Genomic DNA, 17,138 nt, shown 5'->3' with positions numbered 1-17,138 from the left:
TTTACTGCTGATAATAATGGCGGAACCGCTTGAGCAGTTTGACCTTGTTTGCCTTCGAAATTGTCGTCATGCTCATCCCATATGCGGGGCTGCACTCTCTGGCCAGTCCGCGCAGCCTAACAGCAGTCATTGTTTCCAGCAGTTCCATTGCTTTGTCAAGCCCTGATTCCTTTACCAGCACATCAATTTGGTGTTTGAGTGGACTGTCTAGCACTGCCGGATCTCCATCTGCCGCATCTTGATTGTCTGGTTCTGGACTGACGTCTTTAGACGCAAGAGCCTGAGCGTGATCGGCTGTTAGTACAGGGAAGTCTTCATCACCACCGATATTGAATGAGACTTCGGGTGCTGCTTCCAGTGGAACTTTAGGAGCCATGTCCAGTGGAATATTGGGCGCATCGCCCAGTTGAACATCAGACGCTGTGTAACGTTTCGAGGTCTGCTCTGGCGTTTGCTCAGGCAGCTGCTTTGGAAACTGTTCCGCCGCCTGAGTATGCTGTACTGGCAGCGCCAGCTCGTCCTTCTCCTTGGTGAAATTCGAAACGCTGCGCCGGCCGATGATGCTCGCTATGTCGTTGTGGGGTCTTGGAATAACATGTCGGCTGATAAGCACATCACTGCCCAATTGTTGCGCCGCGGAGGCACCCGCCTCCACGGATGCTTGAACAGCGCCAACATCGCCGGTTACCGCGATGGTCACTAGCCCGCCGCCCACATTGCACTTTTCTATCAGTTCGACCTGAGCTGATTTGAGCATGATGTCCAGACATTCAATCGCTGGAAGAAGTCCCCGCGTTTCAATTAATCCAAGCGCCTGCATGCTATCACCTCCTGTTACTGCAGCTTCCGATCAGGTTCGCCCGCCGGGTAAGTCATATAAAACATCCTCGCGCAGTTCGACGATCCCTTGGTCGCTTTCACCCCTTTGGGGATGAAGAGTACATCCCCCTCATGGGCGGTGAAGGTTCTCTCGTTCAAAGTGACATCGAGCGTGCCTTCCAACACGATATAAGTTTCTGCGTCGGCTGTCTCCTGCTCGAAGCTACCGCGGTCGACAGTCAGAAACCCTGCGCTCATGGAACTATCCGGCTTCCCGATTACCTCTTGACGATATACCTTGGCGCTAGCTGTTCCCGTTTCGTAAGCTTCCATTTTTACCGTCCGGCCCCGCACAAGTTTCAAGCCAGTCGGATCCGTCTCCGCTTGATAAGGTGGCTCGATAGTCGTTCCCAACAGCTTTTCAACCAGTCCTTTTTCCGATAACATCTTGAAAATTTTAAAAATAGCATTCATGTCGAGATCATCTTGAGTCTTGCAGCCTGCGGCTTCGGAGCTCTTAGTCCCACAAGGCTCATTGGTAAACTCTAACCCCAGCTCTATTGCCCTATCACGGGCCGCCGGTGTCACAATCGTGTTACGGTCAATGCAGCATTGCTTCTGTCCGGAAGCCGCCCATCCTTCTACATCCGCAGCACATATTAGTTTTTTCACAGTTCTCGCCCCCTCTCGCTGCATTCGATTACTGTTCGAATATTTATTCGAACACGCAGTCCGCGTCGATGATGCCGACGACGACGGCATCCACTGGAACATCGTCTGTATGCAGCATCTTGCGGGCCGAAGAGCCGGTGCAGACAATCACCCGATCGCCTATGCCAGCGCCGATCGTATCGACTACAATCAAACGGCGCCCGTCGTCACTTCCACCAATCACCTCGGCCAGCATCAGTTTCATTCCTACAAGGGAATCGGCTTTACGGGTAGACCAGATATTGTGAATCAATTCAGCCGCAATCATTGCATTCCTTCCTCCCCGCTTTTCCGCTCCTCTGCTTAATCTCGGCGATGGCGTCCTCCACGGAAGCTGTGTCCCCAAAAATAGCGAGAAGAATCATGTTTTGCGGGCAACTGCCGCGAATATCCTCCACGGTTACGCCCACCACTTTTTCAGCTACATCAGCGGCCCAGACCATATCAATCAGCCTTCCCTGCACCAATCCTATCGCGTCACATTGGGGAACTTCCCGACTACTGGGCGCTCCTCTGCGACGAAGCAAAATGTCAAGCGTCCCCTTGGAAGGAGATTTGATAATCCGAAATTCCACTCACATCGCCTCCCGCGTACAATTCAGAGCAATGCCCAGCGGCGTGACAAACAGAGGGTTGCTAGGCTTATAGGTAGCAATGCCGGTCTTCTGCTCAATGATTGTCTCCATATCGGACAAGCAGCAGGTGCCGCCGACCAAGTACAATTCCTTGACCTCATGGCCCACAACATGGCGGTTGATGATGGAAGCAACCTTATCGATGACCGGCCGGAGCAGCGGCAGCAATTCTTGGTGATGGGCAGGGTCGCGCTTGAAACAGTCCGCTTCAGAAAAACTCATCTGGTATGCCCCGGCAATCACCAAAGAAAAGTGAGTGCCTCCCGTTGCTTCGTCGGCGACATAGACAACCTTTCCATTTTTCAGAATCGAAATGCCTGTTGTTCCGCCTCCAATGTCTACAATGGCTCCGTCGGATATTTGCAGCACGGCATTAGCCGCCGTAGGTTCGTCCAATAAAGCCGTAACTTCAAATCCCGCACCCTGGATCACATGCTTGATGGCTCCAGCATCCAGTAAATCGGTTCCCGGAGGAATCGCCGAAGCCGCATATTCAAGTTCTGCATCCAATTGCTGCTCCAACTGCGCTTTAAGCTCCCTCACGATCTGAATTGCTCCTAAGTAGTCCACTACCATTCCGTCGCGGACGACATCGGCGTAGCGGTAAGCTCCTGCCACCGGTTTCCGGGTCTCATCCAACACCGTAAGCACCACACAGGCCGTTCCCAGATCCACACCGGTATAGTAGAACGAAGACCGCCCTGCAATCGGTTTCTGGATGACCGCTTCAAATTGCTTTACCAGTTGATCGCAGTATGCGAAGGGTTTTGTTTCTGGCATGTTCTACCTCCTGTAGTTCTGCAAATAAGCGAGCTTAATGCGTTAATCATATAGTTGATTCCAGGAATAACAGGTTTCTCCGGCTTTTCTTGGGGACTGCCTGCTGCGGCTTCCAACACCGCAAACCCAAGCTCCCGCAAAGCGCTGCGCAGATGGTGCAGCAAAGCAATTTCTTTGCCCTTTTCCAATTGAATGTGAAACTCGGTCACCTCAAAGCAATCTCCCGCATCCTCAAAAAGAACATCGCAAGTAATGCCGGTACAACCCTGGAAAGATAAATCGGCAGCAGATGTGCCGCCCCCTTCCCCTTTCTGGAGGGCTGAAAAAAGCTTTGACAGCTCTAGTACCTTCTGTGCCAGAAGCACATCCCGCTCCAGCAGCTCCTGCCCAGTTAACAAGAACAGGGCTGAGACGGACTGCATCTGACAGCGCAGCTTCCCACGCCGCCAATCCGGCTCTTCCGCTTGTTGCTCCGGATTAGGGACTGGCTCTTGCTTTTGTTCCTGGTTTTTCTCTTGCGTACCATAGGACACGGCGATCTGGCGATCTGTCAAGAACTGGCGCGCCTCTGGCGTTAATCGGCTTCCATGTTCCACCATATATGAAGTAAAAGGCTCTAACCTGTACATATTGCGCAATTCCATTTCGGTAATAAATTTCATGGTATCAACTCCACTCTTATTACCCGAACAAATAACGTTTCAATTCCCCGATTCCCCTTCCCACGGGAAGACTAATGCGGAAAAAGGGTTCGGTTATCCCGGTATTTTCGATATACGCGCCCGGTGTATCGATCGTCTTCGGCCCATAGATAATATCCTGCGTCCTCCGCAACGGGCGATCCGTACCATCAAGCGCATTGGCTAGCGTCGTTTTTCCGCAGTCTGTAGGACCGATCAGCATAATGCGTTTTTTCATGTCCGTGTAACTTCCGCCGTCGTAAAACCAAGACTATCGCCCAACGTCTCAATGATGGCCCGCAGCGCCGTTTCCACACTGGCTATATCTCCGGTGAGAAGCACCGAACCAGCAAAGCGATCCAGAAAGCCGATCTTCACATCTGCCACCTTGGTCGCGATATCGGCGGCTATAATGGAGGTTTCGCTGGGCGACAGTGTTAATATGCCAATAGCCCCCGCTTCATCGATGCCCAGTCTTTCATACATGTCAGGCACGGGTGAAGCAATCATATGGGCCAGCGTCACTTGTTTGCCCGGCACCGACTCCTGAATGATCCGCCCGAGATCCGGCCCAGCAGGCTGCTGCATAAGCGGTCCTCCTTAAAGCTTTACTCAACAAAACTGGCTTCGAAAGCATGCTCTTAATGTTTGATAACCCGTACCGGGAAATCGTATTGGCTGATTTGACGTTCAATACGCTCCAGATCGGCTTCATTAAGGCTTAGATCGCGTTCAACGGTGTAAGCCATATCCAATTGCCTGTATTTGTTAATCCCCAGCTTGTGATAAGGGAGCAAATCGATGCCTTTAAAATTACGGTATTCCTTATAGGGAAGCAGAAACTCTACCGTTTCGCGGATGGTGTCCTCATCATCATTGAGCCCCTTCATTAGCGGCATCCGCACCTCCACGTTATGTTTGCGGGTGATCAGTTCCCGCAAATTTTCGAGAATGCGCTCGTTGCGTACACCCGTCAGTTGATAATGGCGATCCGAATCCATATGTTTCAGATCGTATAAGATCAAATCGGTAAATTCGGCCATGGCCAAAATCGCTTCCGGTTTGGTATGCCCAGAGGTTTCAATGGCCGTATGAATTCCGGAGCGCTTGCATTCCTTGAGCAAATTGACTGCAAACTCGGACTGCGCGCATACTTCGCCGCCACCCAATGTGACACCGCCGCCAGACGTCGTGTAGAACAACATATCCTGCTCTACAATTTCCACAATTTCCGATACCGTCATATTCATCCCGACGATAGAGAGTGCCCGTGTAGGACAAACCTTCTCACATTCCCGGCAGCCCATGCACTCAATCTTCCGATCCACCACATGCTGCCGCTTGGACGGCTCCTGCGAGCCGGAAGTGGCAATACGGTGGATTTCCCGGGGGCACGCCGCAACACATGCGCCGCAATCATTGCACAGATCCCGTTGGTACATCACCTGATATTTCTTTTCCAGACCCTCCGGGTTCGCACACCACTGACAGCGCAGAGGACATCCCTTGAAGAAAATGAGCGTCCGAATACCGGGGCCGTCGTATATCGAATATTTTTGAATGTTGAAAATACGTGCCTGCTTTTCCGGCATACCTGACTCCATAGCTGTAGCTCCTTCCTTGCTGTATATCTAAATGCCAGAATGTCTCTTCCCCAGTGGCCAGCGCCGGAGAAGAGGCACGGGGCTACTCTAGAAATGCTCAATCATCGTTCTGCTGATGATTTCATCCTGCACTTCTTTACATAATTCCACAAAGTATGCGCTATAGCCGGCGACCCGAATGATCAAATCGCGGTATTGATCGGGATTTTGCTGCGCTTTAATCAGCGTTTCATTATCCACATAACTGAATTGCATTTGGCCGTTTCCAAGAATGGAGGCCGTCCTGAGCAGATTAATCAGTCCGTTCTCTCCTTCAGGTGTCTCCAGCAAACCGCGTAAAAGTTTGAAGTTATGCACCATACCAATATTCATGGCTTCGACATCTATCTTGCTCACCGATTTGATAATAGCCGTCGGCCCCTTTTTGTCATGGCCCTGAGTAGGGCTGATACCGTCGGACAGCGGCAGCCAAGCTTTGCGCCCATTGGCGGTAGCACCGGTCATCTCGCCGAAAGGCGTATTATTCGAAATCGAAAGCGTACCGTGACTGAAGGTGGAGTACAGCGTTTTAAATTTGCGGTGATAGTTCTCAGTCCACCCGGTGATATCGGCGGCGATACGATCGGCATAATCGTCGTCGTTGCCGAATTTTGGCGCGTCCAGACAATCCTTGTGAATCTGCTCATAACCTTCGAAATCGGCCAGCAACGCGTCACGGATTTGCTCGAGCGAATATTTTTTGTCATCGTAAACCAGCTTCTTGATGGCAGCCATCGAATCGGTGTAAGTTGCCAGACCGGACCAGATCAAGCCAGGTCCCCAGTTATACATGGCGCCGCCGGCGGAAACGTCGCGGCCAGTCTCCATCGTGCCTTCATACATGATCGACATAAGCGGCTTTGGCGCATAATCGCGGTGAACGCGCTGGCTAATCACGGTACCCACTGCGGAAAGCTCGGTGATGTATTCTACCTGCTTCTTAACCGCCGCTTCAAATTCCTCATAGGTCGAGAAGTTCCGCAGATCGCCCATGTCCAATCCTGGCTTGCTTCCGTGCCAGAGCATTTTGCCACGGTTAAGGACAAACTCAATGGCAATCGGCCACTGGGTGTATCCGGTGGAGGTCCATTGATACAAGCGCCCGGATTTTTGCGGTTCCACACAGCCCATCAGACAGTAATCGCGAGCATCTTCGATACTGCAGCCCTTCATCAGCATCATCTTGATGTGGGAATCATCGAAATGGCAGGCTGGGAAGCCCAAACCAGCACGAACGACATCCACAATCTTCTTCAAATATTTCTGAGGAGAACTATTGTGGATACGGCAAGCAAGTGAAGGCTGATAAACGCCGACATGACGTACTGCATCCATGAGCAGGTAAGTCAAGTCGTTGGTGGCATCGCCCCCCTCTCGTTTTTGTCCGCCGACACACATATTGACGAACGGCTGGTAGCCGGCAAAGAACTTGGAGCCGCCCGCGCTGGAAACCCACATCATTTCCGAGCATTTGATTAGGAAACAGCCTGCAATCTCAAATGCTTCAAACTCTGTCAAACGGCCTGCTTTTCTGTCCGCCTCATAGAAAGGATACATATATTGGTCCACACGGCCGACAGACATGCCTGTCTGATTTTCTTCCACTACGAGCAAAGATTCTACGGTCCAGACCGATTGCATGGCCTCATGGAATGTAGTCGGAGCGTGAGCCGGCACGCGAGCGTTGACTTCACCGATTTTTTGCAACTCCGCCTTGCGCTTCGGATTTGTTTCTTTAGCAGCCAGTTGGTATGCGTATTCAGACATCCGTTTGGCATACGCCATCACGCCTTCGGTCGTATCCAGCACGGATTTATAGTAATAGATTTTGTCGATGTCTTCCGGGTTTTGCATGGACAGCTTCGCAATGTGCTCTTTGGCTTCCCGCTGGATATCCAGCATCCCTTTCTTCATAAGAATGACATCGTAGCCTGGGTTGGAGTCTCCGCCGCCGTTGATCTGATGATAGGAAAGATCGCTGACGAATGCTTCGCCGGAAAATTCCCACAGACCAGCATCCCGATATTGCTGTTCACAAATTTCATCCACCGATTTGCCTTCCCAGAACGGGAACAGCTCCTCGCGCATAATCCGCTTGTCTTCCTCGGAGATGTAGAACGGATCCTGAGGACGGTTGTGAATGGTATCGAGCTCATCCCGGGTCCAGCGCCAAGCAATGTCAGGCGAGAAAGCGCCTGCGCGCGGCGCGCCGCAAGGATGACCAACAATCAACTCGTTGTCCTGGATGAGCAGCGGAGCCTCTTCACACGCTTTGCGGAAAGCCTTGGCACGCAGCATAATTGCTGGCAGACCCGGATTTTCCTTGTATACCTGAGTAAAGGCTCTGGCACGATAGGTTGTAATGCTTGGCGTAGCGGTCAAATAATGTTCTTTCAAAGCCCGCAAACGCTCGGTCATTCCCTCCGGGTATGCGCATTCTTCCTTGCGATGCTGACTCGAGCCGTCTGCTGTCAGCGGTTGAGCTCCTTTATCTGATAGCCCCTTAGAAATTCCCTGGAACAGCTTCATGATCGCTGCTCGTTCTTGAGGAGCCATGGCTTTCGTAGCTTCGGCAAATTTGCTTGAAAACTCATGAATATCCAATATATTTCCCTCGCAATCTTGTAGGATTTATATATATAAAATGCGTGTTCAAAAAGGCCGGTTTTCAGCACCGGAGCTTATGCTTCCGATGTGCGTTTTTTCAAAACGCTTCAGTTGGATGAAGCTAGGGCCTGAGGAGCGGAGTGTACGTTTTGGGTACATGAGCACCGGAAGGCCCGGCTGAATTCAAGATTCGATGCCGAGTCCACTTCATGATTTACTTCGTGATCAAAAGCGGACTATTTGAACAACCTATTAAAAGCTTTTACGGTAAATGTGCGCCAACTCTTCCTCCGTTGGCTGACGAGGATTGGTTGGCGTACAGCGGTCTGCCATCGCGGTTCGCGCCATACGGGACAACGCCTCCTCAAAAGCATCCTGATCGACGCCAAGTTCGCGGATTCCGGTTTCGATACCGATGGAGCGTTTCAGCTTTCCAATTGCCTGGATCAAACTTACGGTTCCTTCACGGGCGGTTCGGGCCGGCAAGTGCAGCAGCGAAGCGAGCCTAGCATAACGTTCGCAAACCCTGTCTATGGCTTTTCCGCCCAAGTTGGCGTTATACTCCATTACCGCCTCAAGAAGCAGGGAATTCACCCGTCCGTGAGCAATGTGAAACGTTCCGCCAAAGGCGTGGGACATACTATGAATGATACCAAGACCGGCGTTAGTAAACGCCATTCCCGCCATACAGGATGCATGCTGCACCCGAATCCGCGCCTCTGCATCTGCCGGATTGTGGTAAAGCGTTTCCAGATGAGCAAATACCAGTTGGACGGCCTTTTCGGCTAATGCATCGGTAAAGTCGGTCGCTTTGGCAGAGACATAAGCCTCCAGCGCATGAGTCAGAACATCCATTCCGGTGTCCACCACCACTTTGTTTGGCAATTGCTTGGTAAGGGTGGAATCGAGAATCGCGATGTCTGGTGCGATAAAATCATCCACGATCACGATTTTGTCTCCGTCTACCGTAATTACCGAAAAGTCGGTTACTTCCGATCCGGTGCCGCTGGTAGAAGGAATGGCAACAAATGATGGTTTGACAAAAGGCGCGCCTTTCTCCTGTGCATATTGCCGGGCGAAGTACAGAACGCCCTTTGCTGTATCAATGACCGAGCCACCGCCCAGCGCCAGTAACACATCAGCGCCGCTTTCCCAATACACTTGAAGCGCTTCGGCCACAATACTGACGTTGGGATCCGGCTTAACACCGGTAAACACTGCAGTAGAGATTCCACCGCTTTGCAACAGATCAACCACTTGCTCCAGATAACCCAACTTCTCCATCATCTGGTCGGAAACGATACAGGCTTTCTTACCTTGAATTTCCGCCAGTTTCTTCAGTGACTGTTCGCCTGAATAAACCTTCGATTTCATAACAAAGATGTCGTTTATCACGGTCACCTCCCTTGAATTTATCGATAACCTGCCCTTAAGAAGGAAGGGCATAGCGGGCAATGATCTTTTCAATGTCTGGGTGTGGATTAGGAATAACGTTAGAACAGTACACCTCAGTCCCCATCGCCTGTACAGCGGCAACGCCTGCATCTACTGCAGCCCTTACAGCCCCTACATCTCCGCGAACAAGGACAGATATATAACCGGACGCCACGTTTTCGTAACCGATCAAATCTACATCGGCCGCTTTGCACATGGCATCCGCCGCTTCCATGACGAATACAATTCCAAAGGTTTCAATGAAACCCAGTGCATCATGCTTGCTCATAACCTCTCTCCCTTCCCGGCAATTAAGCGTTAATTGCATGTGCTTTCACAATTCCTGCAATAGAACTGAGCGGACGCGGCATCACATTATGGGCAGTGACTTTGCCGATCTTCGCTGCCGCTTCAGCGCCAGCCTCTACTGCCGAACGAACTGCCGCGACATCACCTTTTACCATTATCGTTACAAGCGTGGAACCCACATTCTCATAGGATACAAGAACAACATCTGCTGCTTTAAGCATAGCGTCCGCCGCTTGAATGGCAGGAACCATGCCCAATGTTTCCACAAGCCCAAGAGCTTCTTCTCCCCGGTATTCCAATCGAACCTCACCTCACCTGGGTATTTTAATTTGTGAATCCGCTATTAATATCAGATACTCAACTCCTACTTGCAGGTTAACATAGGTTCGCTCCGTGATTATGGAGGATTCGGTAGATGATCTTAGGATTCTAATGCCCCTTTTACCGACAATCTGGTACAAAAACGTCTTTCTTGCATCACAAGTACCAGAACGCCCTCAAGCTCGTTCGTTTCATTGAAATTCTCCTGCTATCTTGCTATAATTGTGGAAAAATCTGTGCGGCGAGTGTATACAATGGTTAACGCATGTATATGGAATGCCGAGAAAAGGCCATCATGAAACCTCTAACCGACTTTTTATCCAAACAAATGAATATGGAAGAACTGGTGCAGCGAAAACTCCGTCTGTTTTTTGAAGACGAGCGTATTGTTTTTGACAAATCTCGTTTTGCGGGCGGGTTGACCAATTATAACTACATTATGAATATCCACGGAACGGAGTACGTGATTCGCAAGCCCGGTAACCTGACGGATCAGATGATCGACCGCAGGATAGAGCGTGTAAACAACGGCATCGCTTCGGAGTTTGGCGTAAATTCGGAGTGTATCTATTTTGATGAGGAAAGCGGCATTAAGATCAGCAAATATATTCCCGATAGCACAACGCTTGCCGCGGCAGGCCCCATGGCTTTGCAAAGCTTGCAGGCCGTTTCTTCTTTACTAAAGAAGATTCATGGTAGTCCCAAGCACTTCCCTAACAAGTTTGATTGGCTCAGTGAGCTTGCCAAATATGAAACTATTGTCACGCAGATCAACGGTGAATTGTTTTTTGACTACGCGCCCTTAAAAGAGCAATTGCTTCGTTTCATGCAAGACCATGTCAAAAATGTCCTTTCCGTACCTTGCCATAATGATACGGTTCCAGAGAATTTTCTTGTAGACGGGGACGGCAGTGTCTATTTGATTGATTGGGAATATTCCGGAATGAACGATCCTGCTTTTGATATTGCTGCGTATATCATCGAATCGCGTTTGACAGCAGAGGCGATTGACCAACTGTTTGAAGCCTATTACGGCAATGCGTTGACGCAGGATGATCTGATGAAGGTCAAATGCTATATGATGGCCCAGGATTTGTTATGGACGGTGTGGGCCCTGCTGCGTCATTATACAGGGGATGATTACCTGGATTACTGCTCGCTGCGATATAACCGCCTGCGACGGAATATTCAAGTATTAAGCATGCAACCGGATTATCCTATCGCCGACATGGTAATGCGCTAGCACGAGCCTTCGTTTGCGCTGGGATGAGAAACTTTTGGAGGTTTATCCAGTCTCTTTAAAAACGATTGACGGGTCAGATCATATATAAAAAACCTGTACTTTCTTATCTACATGGATAAAAAAGTACAGGTTTTTTGTAATTTAAGCTCAGAATTTGCAATTGAATGAAGGCGCAGTACCCGCATTCCATTAAAATACACTACGTACTAATCCTCCATCGATTCTTAAAGCAGAACCATTAATAGCTGAAGAAAGAGGACTACTTAAAAACGTAACAAAATGTGCTATTTCTTCTGGTCGAATAAGCCGCTGAATGATAGAAGTTGGCCGATTTTCTTTCATAAACCGCAATTCAGCTTCCTCCATGTTCAATTTCTCATTTGGATATAAGCTGTTTAGCATCGTTTCCACGCCTTCCGTTAGAGTGGAACCAGGCATAATCGTGTTGACGGTTACGTTTGTGCCTTTCGTCAGCTCGGCTAAACTGCGTGACAGCGAGAGCTGCATCGTCTTAGTCGCGCTATAATGGGCCATTTCTTGAGAAGGCATAATGGCTGCTTCACTAGCGATAAATATAACCCGGCCTTCTTTTTTTTGAATCATTTGATTCAGGTACCATCGAGTAAGCCGAACACCACTCATAATGTTGACCTCAAACATCTTAAACCAATCTTCATCAGGAATATTAAAGTATTCTTTTGGCTCAAAAATCCCTAAGTTGTTAATAAGAATATCTACTTCTGGGTATTCCTCTATAACCTTTTGGCACCCTTTTTCTGATCCTAAATCAGATACTAATGACTGAAGGACAGCTTCAGGAGCCTGTTCTTGAATTTCTTTCATGGTTTGCTTAACCTTTTCTTCATGGCGTCCATTTATAATGACCGTAACGCCTTCCATTGCTAATGACATAGCAATTGCTTTCCCAATACCTGCTGTAGATCCCGTAACTAGCGCAGTCTTCCCTTTCAAATTCAAAAACATTTGAAATCCCTCCAACATTAAATGTAGTTTCCTCTTCCCTCGCATTTACCACAACTGCTTTTAGCTCAATCAACACTTCATTTTTATAAAATAAGGAGTGGATAAGGATATGAACTCCAACAATTCCACTCCCCTGTAATTTTCTTATTGCTGCTTGATTGCAGGAAAATGAGGCAACACGTCTTCGCCTAGCTCATGAATAACTTCTTCAGCCGGCCTTTTCCCATCAAATAATGCAAAGAAAAGATGATTTACGCCAATTTCTTTATATATGTTCAGTAATTCTACTAATCGATTCCGCCCTACTCGGAATCCTAAACGAATCGGGGTAGGCATTTCATTTGGATCCTCTGATAAATCCAAATGCATGGGCTGTGTAAATGGTTTAAAGACCCCAGGATGGTACTGCTCCACAAGTTCTCTCCACTGTCGAATCGCCTCGGCTTGAAATTGCGGACTTCTCGGATAATACATCCATCCGTCGCCATTTTCCGCAAACCATTCCATCGACTGCTGCGCATATCCTGTAATGATCGTCGGAATTCGCTTTGTCGGTTTTGGAACTAAATTACTGCCCTGAATGACTCCTAAAGAAGATCGAATAGAAGGATACTCTTTATATAACACTTGATTTAAATAATGAAATGATTCAATGAATCGATCTCCTCGATCATCATGATTAACGTTCAGACCATGGAAATCGGCTCTCCGATCACCAGAAGAAACTCCCATAATTAAGCGTTCTGGAAATAAACGGTCGATCGTCGCGATTTCCTTAGCCACTCGTAAGGGATGACGTAATGTAAGGACAATCGCAGACGTTCCTAAGGCGATTTCTTTCGTCTGGCTTGCTAAATAGGTTAAATAAATAAGCATATCATAAATTTGACCTACTGCTGGGTCGCCAAACGAAGGATCTTCTAATATTACATCTCGAAGCCATAAACCGGTAAAACCATAATGCTCAGCTAATTGCGATAACTCTACTTGCTTCTCCATTGTCGGAGTTCCGAACTGATAATTTTCTAATGGAATGTGGAGTCCTAGTGTCAACTCCCCTTCTTTATACATCCGATTATAGCCGTGGTGATTGGAAAATACACTCATGAAGTTCTCCTTCCTACACGTTCCTATATATGAAGGAATTCATTAGAAATCAAAATTGTCCGGATCTGGACCCACTCGATGGTTCTGATTTAAACCGTCAATTTTTTTCATATCTTCTACCGTTAACTCAAAGTCAAACACTGTAGAGTTTTCAATAATTCGATGTTCTTTTGTAGACTTTGGAATCGTCACAACACCATTTTGTAAATCCCATCGCAAAATGACTTGAGCTACAGATTTGTTATATTTTCTCGCAATTTCTGTTAAAACCTCGTTGTCTAATAATTGCCCTTGCATTAATGGGGACCATGCCTCTAGCTGGATTCCATGTTCTTGGCAGAACGATTGGAGGTCTTTTTGAGTCAAACGCGGATGATACTCCACTTGATTCACCATCGGTTTAATTTCTGCATCTTTCATCAATTCTTCAAGATGATGAATTTGAAAATTACTTACCCCGATTGCTTTTACTCTTCCTTCTTTATAAAGGGTCTCTAACGCTTTCCATGCGTCTTTATACTTACCTTCTACAGGCCAGTGAACGAGGTATAAATCAAGATATTCCAGCCCGAGCTTTTTTAAACTTGTTTCGTATGCGGCAATTGTGGACTCATATCCCAAATCAGCATTCCATACTTTGGAAGTTACAAACAAGTCTTCTCTTGAAATCCCAGCTTTTTGAATTCCTTCACGGATGCCTTGTCCGACTCCTTCTTCATTACCATAGATAGCTGCAGTATCAACACTACGATAACCATTCGCAATAGCTGCTTTTACCGCATTAACTAACTCAGGCCCCTCTTCTACTTTAAATACTCCAATACCAAACCAAGGCATTTTTACACCGTTATGCAACGTCGTTGTATCCTGCAAATTTTTGGCCATTCCAATTACCTCCATTATTATCTGTTTCGAATGCGTGGTCTTTATTTAAAATGTCCGACTTTTGGAAAGAAAGTCTTTATCTGCTCCCGTTACACCACTTTGTCCCCAGTTACCTGGAATCATTTCACGAATGACGATAAGTACTTTGTCCATAGGTGCATGAGTGAATTTAGAAGTTATTTGTGTAAGCTGGTTTACCCATTTATCCTTTGTATCTTGATCAAATGTATTCCATATATCAATCGTGATGACAGCCATTCCATCTATGTTATTATCCAGTGCATGATAAGTCTCTTTTGTATTCCAATTGACCATCCTGCTCTTCTCTGCAAAATTAGCATCGATTGCGGCTGCCCCAGCTTTTCCCCAGTTTTCTTTCTCGAGTTCTTTTATCAATACTTGAATTTTGTCAGGGACAATCTTTAATAATTTTGTTGTAAGTTCGGTTACATTATAAATGAATTCCTTTTTTTCATCTGTTGACATGGTTGGCCAAGTATTTAGCTCAATGAATGGCATAGTATCCTATCCTCCTCTCTTCAAATTCTTTATTTCAACCAGACTTTGAAGTACCCGATCTTTACCGCTATTTTGATCGTCTTCTTCTAACGCTATACTCCAACGAATAAGGATTCACAGCTCCAAGCACCATATTAAAGCTGTATGAATAAGTCCAATGGAGTTAGTTCTATCATTCGCGTTAGGTTTGAAGATGTCCACAACATGTATTATAAGGAGTATCTTTTGCGAAGGTAAGTACGCACTTTTAAGTTATATAGGCACCTAAAAGTAACATTTAGGATCTTATGTCCCTTTTTTGAATTGAACGGACTGAGTAACGAAGAAGAACAGAAAGAAATATTGGATTAGATGGTCGTCAGATGATATCATCATCCGATTATTGTGAGATCATGTTAATGCCAACGCAAAAACACCTCCAAGGTTGTCTTCATATCTTGCGACATAAAAACATTCTCTTGAAGGTGTTAAGATGCACACCAGGTGGTAGATATGACTGCTTCTTTATTACATCGTATTTACAATTAATCCAATATGAGTGAAATAATTCAATGCTCCGAATAAAGTGAATGACACTCCCGTAATTGTCCAAACAGTACTCATAATTTTAACAACAAAAGACTCTCTATTCGCTAATGAGAAGGGCAGCAAAATAGCTCCAATTCCAGTAAGTGCGTATAGTCCTGAAATAAACGATGCTTCAAGCATAGGGTAGTCTGCAAACTGACCTGAAATAGGTTCTTCAGGCGGCGCTGCAAACAGTTGGAAATATACACCTGCAATTGCAATTGAAATCAGGGCAAGTCCCATCGCTGAAGCAAAATAAGAAAGAGGACGAGCCATTTCGACAGTCTGATCAAGAATTACTTTTGAGTCCTTTTTGAACTCTTTTGTCATTTGTTCATTTTTCGATATTTTATTTGACATACGCCAAAGGATAACTGCCCCTGCAAGCAACATTACTCCAAATGCAAGAGAGGGTTCTCCAAATATAATATCGTCAAAAGGAAATCCTACTTTGGATAAAGGCCATGTGAGCGTCATGGCTCCACCCAGAAGAGTAAGAATAAAGCCGGATACAGCAAATCCTATAGCCCATCCCTCTAAACTTACTTGTCTTCCTCTTTTTAGAAGCCATCCAAAACGGACTAGCTGCAAGAGACCTATTCCTGTTGCAATAGACATAATCGTGTTATACATCTGTGTATTTGACCATTCAATATGCATACAAATACTTCCTTTACTAGTGAAATAAATTATTCAAATTAACGAATTGTATATAAAGCTTTGGACCAAGGAATTAATTGGTCTAACATTTGGTTAACAGAATCGGTTTGCACTGCTTTTGGTTTGAAATCAGTACCATTTTCAAAATCTGTGAATAGTGACAAGGCTGGATGTACACGTACATCTGCAATTAATAGCTCACCCATAATACCACGCAAATGTTCAGCCGCTCGCGCACCACCTACAGAGCCATAAGATACAATACCCGCAGCTTTGTTATTCCATTCAACTCGTAAATAATCCAGTGCATTTTTGAGAGCACCTGTAATGGAATGATTGTACTCTTGTACGATGAAAACAAACCCATCTTGCTTTGCAATCACTTCTGACCAAGCTTGTGCACCAGAAGCATCTTGCCCTGGTTCACCTAGTAAAGGCAATTTGTAATCTGCAATATCAATAATTGTATAATTCGCATCTCCGCGTTGATCTGCAATTTCTTTTACCCATTGTGCCACCTGTGGACTTACACGCCCTTCACGTGTTGATCCAATAATGATTCCGATATTTAATTCTGCCATTACTTTTTCCTCCTTTTTATTTGAAGCAAAGAACCTATTTAAAAAACCCATTTCTTAATCCCACCTTTAAAAAGTGTAAAAAGGTTCGAATCCGTATATCTTGAATTCGAGATAATAGTAACACGATTATTCAAATTTCGTCAACATTTCTAGACTAGGAAATAATATTACTAAATAAGTTAAATAGTTCCATCCGTTTTGTTGTCAATATATTTTGAAGCGGTATTTTTAGCTATTCGAAGTCTGAGCATCAGCAAAAACAATTTGATATAATACACCACACAATAAAGCAAGCATGAGAAGGTGATTCTTTGAAGATTGACAGGTTGATAGGCATTATTGGGGGGTTAACGAATAAAGAACGAGTTACGATTCAAGAATTAGCAAGTAACGAAACGTACTATATTCCGTGATTTAGATACATTAAATATGGATTGGGTCGCAGATTTCGTAATTAGCCTTCAAGGGAAGGGTCGTGCATTGAAGCCCGCTTCCCTACGTCAAATTGTAAAGGGTAAGCTTGAAAACATGGTTTCTTTCTATAAAGATGACATATATCGGTTGACTTCCATAGTTCAAAATAAGGACATTCCCATACCATCAATTGAATCTAATCATGAAATCAAGTTAATCATAGTATACAAATAGTACAA

General features: G+C 46.3%; 20 protein-coding genes. 1 reads left to right on the top strand and 19 read right to left on the bottom strand.

The features are described from left to right. Window position 1: 1 nt before the first annotated feature. The 13 genes from ACQ5BJ_RS03185 to ACQ5BJ_RS03125 form a co-directional block, all read right to left on the bottom strand. Window positions 2-820 carry a BMC domain-containing protein gene (locus tag ACQ5BJ_RS03185; protein ID WP_005550166.1) on the bottom strand — a complete coding sequence of 273 codons (819 nt, stop codon included), beginning with the start codon at window positions 818-820 and terminating at the stop codon, window positions 2-4. Between the two features lie 14 nt (window positions 821-834). Continuing rightward, window positions 835-1,491, bottom strand: coding sequence for a cupin domain-containing protein (locus ACQ5BJ_RS03180; protein ID WP_005550165.1), 657 nt, complete (start codon window positions 1,489-1,491; stop codon window positions 835-837). Between the two features lie 43 nt (window positions 1,492-1,534). Continuing rightward, window positions 1,535-1,798, bottom strand: coding sequence for a EutN/CcmL family microcompartment protein (locus tag ACQ5BJ_RS03175; RefSeq protein ID WP_021259266.1), 264 nt, complete (start codon window positions 1,796-1,798; stop codon window positions 1,535-1,537). Next, entirely contained in the window at window positions 1,785-2,105 is a 321-nt protein-coding gene (locus tag ACQ5BJ_RS03170; RefSeq protein ID WP_005550163.1) for a microcompartments protein, read from the bottom strand. Before ACQ5BJ_RS03170 ends, ACQ5BJ_RS03175 begins: the two co-directional genes overlap by 14 nt. After that, entirely contained in the window at window positions 2,106-2,945 is an 840-nt protein-coding gene (eutJ, locus tag ACQ5BJ_RS03165) for an ethanolamine utilization protein EutJ (RefSeq protein ID WP_268622968.1), read from the bottom strand. Next, window positions 2,903-3,607 carry a cobalamin adenosyltransferase gene (locus ACQ5BJ_RS03160; protein ID WP_430108468.1) on the bottom strand — a complete coding sequence of 235 codons (705 nt, stop codon included), beginning with the start codon at window positions 3,605-3,607 and terminating at the stop codon, window positions 2,903-2,905. Before ACQ5BJ_RS03160 ends, eutJ begins: the two co-directional genes overlap by 43 nt. Window positions 3,608-3,626: 19 nt before the next feature. After that, window positions 3,627-3,863 carry a EutP/PduV family microcompartment system protein gene (locus ACQ5BJ_RS03155; RefSeq protein ID WP_430108465.1) on the bottom strand — a complete coding sequence of 79 codons (237 nt, stop codon included), beginning with the start codon at window positions 3,861-3,863 and terminating at the stop codon, window positions 3,627-3,629. Then, window positions 3,860-4,213: an ethanolamine utilization microcompartment protein EutS gene (gene eutS, locus ACQ5BJ_RS03150; protein WP_021255526.1), complete on the bottom strand. Its 354-nt coding sequence runs from the start codon at window positions 4,211-4,213 to the stop codon at window positions 3,860-3,862. Before eutS ends, ACQ5BJ_RS03155 begins: the two co-directional genes overlap by 4 nt. A gap of 53 nt (window positions 4,214-4,266) precedes the next feature. Further along, a complete protein-coding gene (cutD, locus tag ACQ5BJ_RS03145; RefSeq protein ID WP_430108462.1) occupies window positions 4,267-5,229 on the bottom strand; it encodes a choline TMA-lyase-activating enzyme in 963 nt (320 codons plus the stop codon). 87 nt (window positions 5,230-5,316) lie between these two features. After that, window positions 5,317-7,872 carry a choline trimethylamine-lyase gene (gene cutC / locus ACQ5BJ_RS03140; RefSeq protein WP_289355638.1) on the bottom strand — a complete coding sequence of 852 codons (2,556 nt, stop codon included), beginning with the start codon at window positions 7,870-7,872 and terminating at the stop codon, window positions 5,317-5,319. Between the two features lie 255 nt (window positions 7,873-8,127). After that, a complete protein-coding gene (locus ACQ5BJ_RS03135; protein WP_268622974.1) occupies window positions 8,128-9,270 on the bottom strand; it encodes a 1-propanol dehydrogenase PduQ in 1,143 nt (380 codons plus the stop codon). Window positions 9,271-9,304: 34 nt separating this feature from the next. Continuing rightward, complete coding sequence (locus tag ACQ5BJ_RS03130; protein WP_005550150.1) at window positions 9,305-9,598, bottom strand: BMC domain-containing protein; 294 nt, start codon at window positions 9,596-9,598, stop codon at window positions 9,305-9,307. Between the two features lie 22 nt (window positions 9,599-9,620). Beyond that, on the bottom strand, window positions 9,621-9,917 hold the full coding sequence (locus ACQ5BJ_RS03125; RefSeq protein ID WP_005550149.1) for a BMC domain-containing protein: 297 nt from the start codon (window positions 9,915-9,917) through the stop codon (window positions 9,621-9,623). A 317-nt stretch (window positions 9,918-10,234) separates the two neighbouring features. On the opposite strand from ACQ5BJ_RS03125, the gene ACQ5BJ_RS03120 reads away from it, so the two are divergent. Then, window positions 10,235-11,182: a choline kinase family protein gene (locus ACQ5BJ_RS03120; protein WP_005550147.1), complete on the top strand. Its 948-nt coding sequence runs from the start codon at window positions 10,235-10,237 to the stop codon at window positions 11,180-11,182. A gap of 189 nt (window positions 11,183-11,371) precedes the next feature. Here the strand turns inward: ACQ5BJ_RS03120 and ACQ5BJ_RS03115 are convergent, their stop codons facing one another. The 6 genes from ACQ5BJ_RS03115 to ACQ5BJ_RS03090 form a co-directional block, all read right to left on the bottom strand. After that, window positions 11,372-12,166: an SDR family NAD(P)-dependent oxidoreductase gene (locus ACQ5BJ_RS03115; protein ID WP_268622975.1), complete on the bottom strand. Its 795-nt coding sequence runs from the start codon at window positions 12,164-12,166 to the stop codon at window positions 11,372-11,374. A 144-nt stretch (window positions 12,167-12,310) separates the two neighbouring features. Continuing rightward, complete coding sequence (locus ACQ5BJ_RS03110) at window positions 12,311-13,273, bottom strand: LLM class oxidoreductase (RefSeq protein WP_005550146.1); 963 nt, start codon at window positions 13,271-13,273, stop codon at window positions 12,311-12,313. A 42-nt stretch (window positions 13,274-13,315) separates the two neighbouring features. Next, window positions 13,316-14,158 carry an aldo/keto reductase gene (locus ACQ5BJ_RS03105; protein WP_163978030.1) on the bottom strand — a complete coding sequence of 281 codons (843 nt, stop codon included), beginning with the start codon at window positions 14,156-14,158 and terminating at the stop codon, window positions 13,316-13,318. Between the two features lie 45 nt (window positions 14,159-14,203). Then, window positions 14,204-14,677: a tautomerase family protein gene (locus ACQ5BJ_RS03100; RefSeq protein ID WP_430108457.1), complete on the bottom strand. Its 474-nt coding sequence runs from the start codon at window positions 14,675-14,677 to the stop codon at window positions 14,204-14,206. Window positions 14,678-15,184: 507 nt separating this feature from the next. Continuing rightward, the gene (locus ACQ5BJ_RS03095; RefSeq protein ID WP_005550143.1) at window positions 15,185-15,904 is read right to left on the bottom strand and encodes a DUF981 family protein; all 720 of its coding nucleotides are present in this window, start codon (window positions 15,902-15,904) and stop codon (window positions 15,185-15,187) included. Between the two features lie 38 nt (window positions 15,905-15,942). Continuing rightward, window positions 15,943-16,485, bottom strand: coding sequence for an NADPH-dependent FMN reductase (locus ACQ5BJ_RS03090; RefSeq protein WP_005550142.1), 543 nt, complete (start codon window positions 16,483-16,485; stop codon window positions 15,943-15,945). Window positions 16,486-17,138 lie beyond the last annotated feature (653 nt).

Source organism: Paenibacillus sp. B1-35 (genome assembly GCF_050474385.1).
In the GTDB taxonomy this organism is placed as follows: Bacteria; Bacillota; Bacilli; order Paenibacillales; family Paenibacillaceae; genus Paenibacillus_B; species Paenibacillus_B alvei.
Note: the sequence above shows the minus strand (reverse complement) of the source record. Positions and strands in the feature narration are given on the sequence as shown.

Coding starts and splice junctions, on each gene's coding strand:
- ACQ5BJ_RS03090 (WP_005550142.1), bottom strand. CDS start 16,485: ATGGCAGAATTAAATATCGGAATCATTATTGGATCAACACGTGAAGGG.
- cutD (WP_430108462.1), bottom strand. CDS start 5,229: ATGGAGTCAGGTATGCCGGAAAAGCAGGCACGTATTTTCAACATTCAA.
- ACQ5BJ_RS03105 (WP_163978030.1), bottom strand. CDS start 14,158: ATGGCCAAAAATTTGCAGGATACAACGACGTTGCATAACGGTGTAAAA.
- ACQ5BJ_RS03120 (WP_005550147.1), top strand. CDS start 10,235: ATGAAACCTCTAACCGACTTTTTATCCAAACAAATGAATATGGAAGAA.
- ACQ5BJ_RS03160 (WP_430108468.1), bottom strand. CDS start 3,607: ATGAAATTTATTACCGAAATGGAATTGCGCAATATGTACAGGTTAGAG.
- ACQ5BJ_RS03115 (WP_268622975.1), bottom strand. CDS start 12,166: ATGTTTTTGAATTTGAAAGGGAAGACTGCGCTAGTTACGGGATCTACA.
- ACQ5BJ_RS03110 (WP_005550146.1), bottom strand. CDS start 13,273: ATGAGTGTATTTTCCAATCACCACGGCTATAATCGGATGTATAAAGAA.
- ACQ5BJ_RS03155 (WP_430108465.1), bottom strand. CDS start 3,863: ATGAAAAAACGCATTATGCTGATCGGTCCTACAGACTGCGGAAAAACG.
- ACQ5BJ_RS03100 (WP_430108457.1), bottom strand. CDS start 14,677: ATGCCATTCATTGAGCTAAATACTTGGCCAACCATGTCAACAGATGAA.
- ACQ5BJ_RS03175 (WP_021259266.1), bottom strand. CDS start 1,798: ATGATTGCGGCTGAATTGATTCACAATATCTGGTCTACCCGTAAAGCC.
- ACQ5BJ_RS03130 (WP_005550150.1), bottom strand. CDS start 9,598: ATGAGCAAGCATGATGCACTGGGTTTCATTGAAACCTTTGGAATTGTA.
- ACQ5BJ_RS03095 (WP_005550143.1), bottom strand. CDS start 15,904: ATGCATATTGAATGGTCAAATACACAGATGTATAACACGATTATGTCT.
- eutJ (WP_268622968.1), bottom strand. CDS start 2,945: ATGCCAGAAACAAAACCCTTCGCATACTGCGATCAACTGGTAAAGCAA.
- ACQ5BJ_RS03185 (WP_005550166.1), bottom strand. CDS start 820: ATGCAGGCGCTTGGATTAATTGAAACGCGGGGACTTCTTCCAGCGATT.
- eutS (WP_021255526.1), bottom strand. CDS start 4,213: ATGCAGCAGCCTGCTGGGCCGGATCTCGGGCGGATCATTCAGGAGTCG.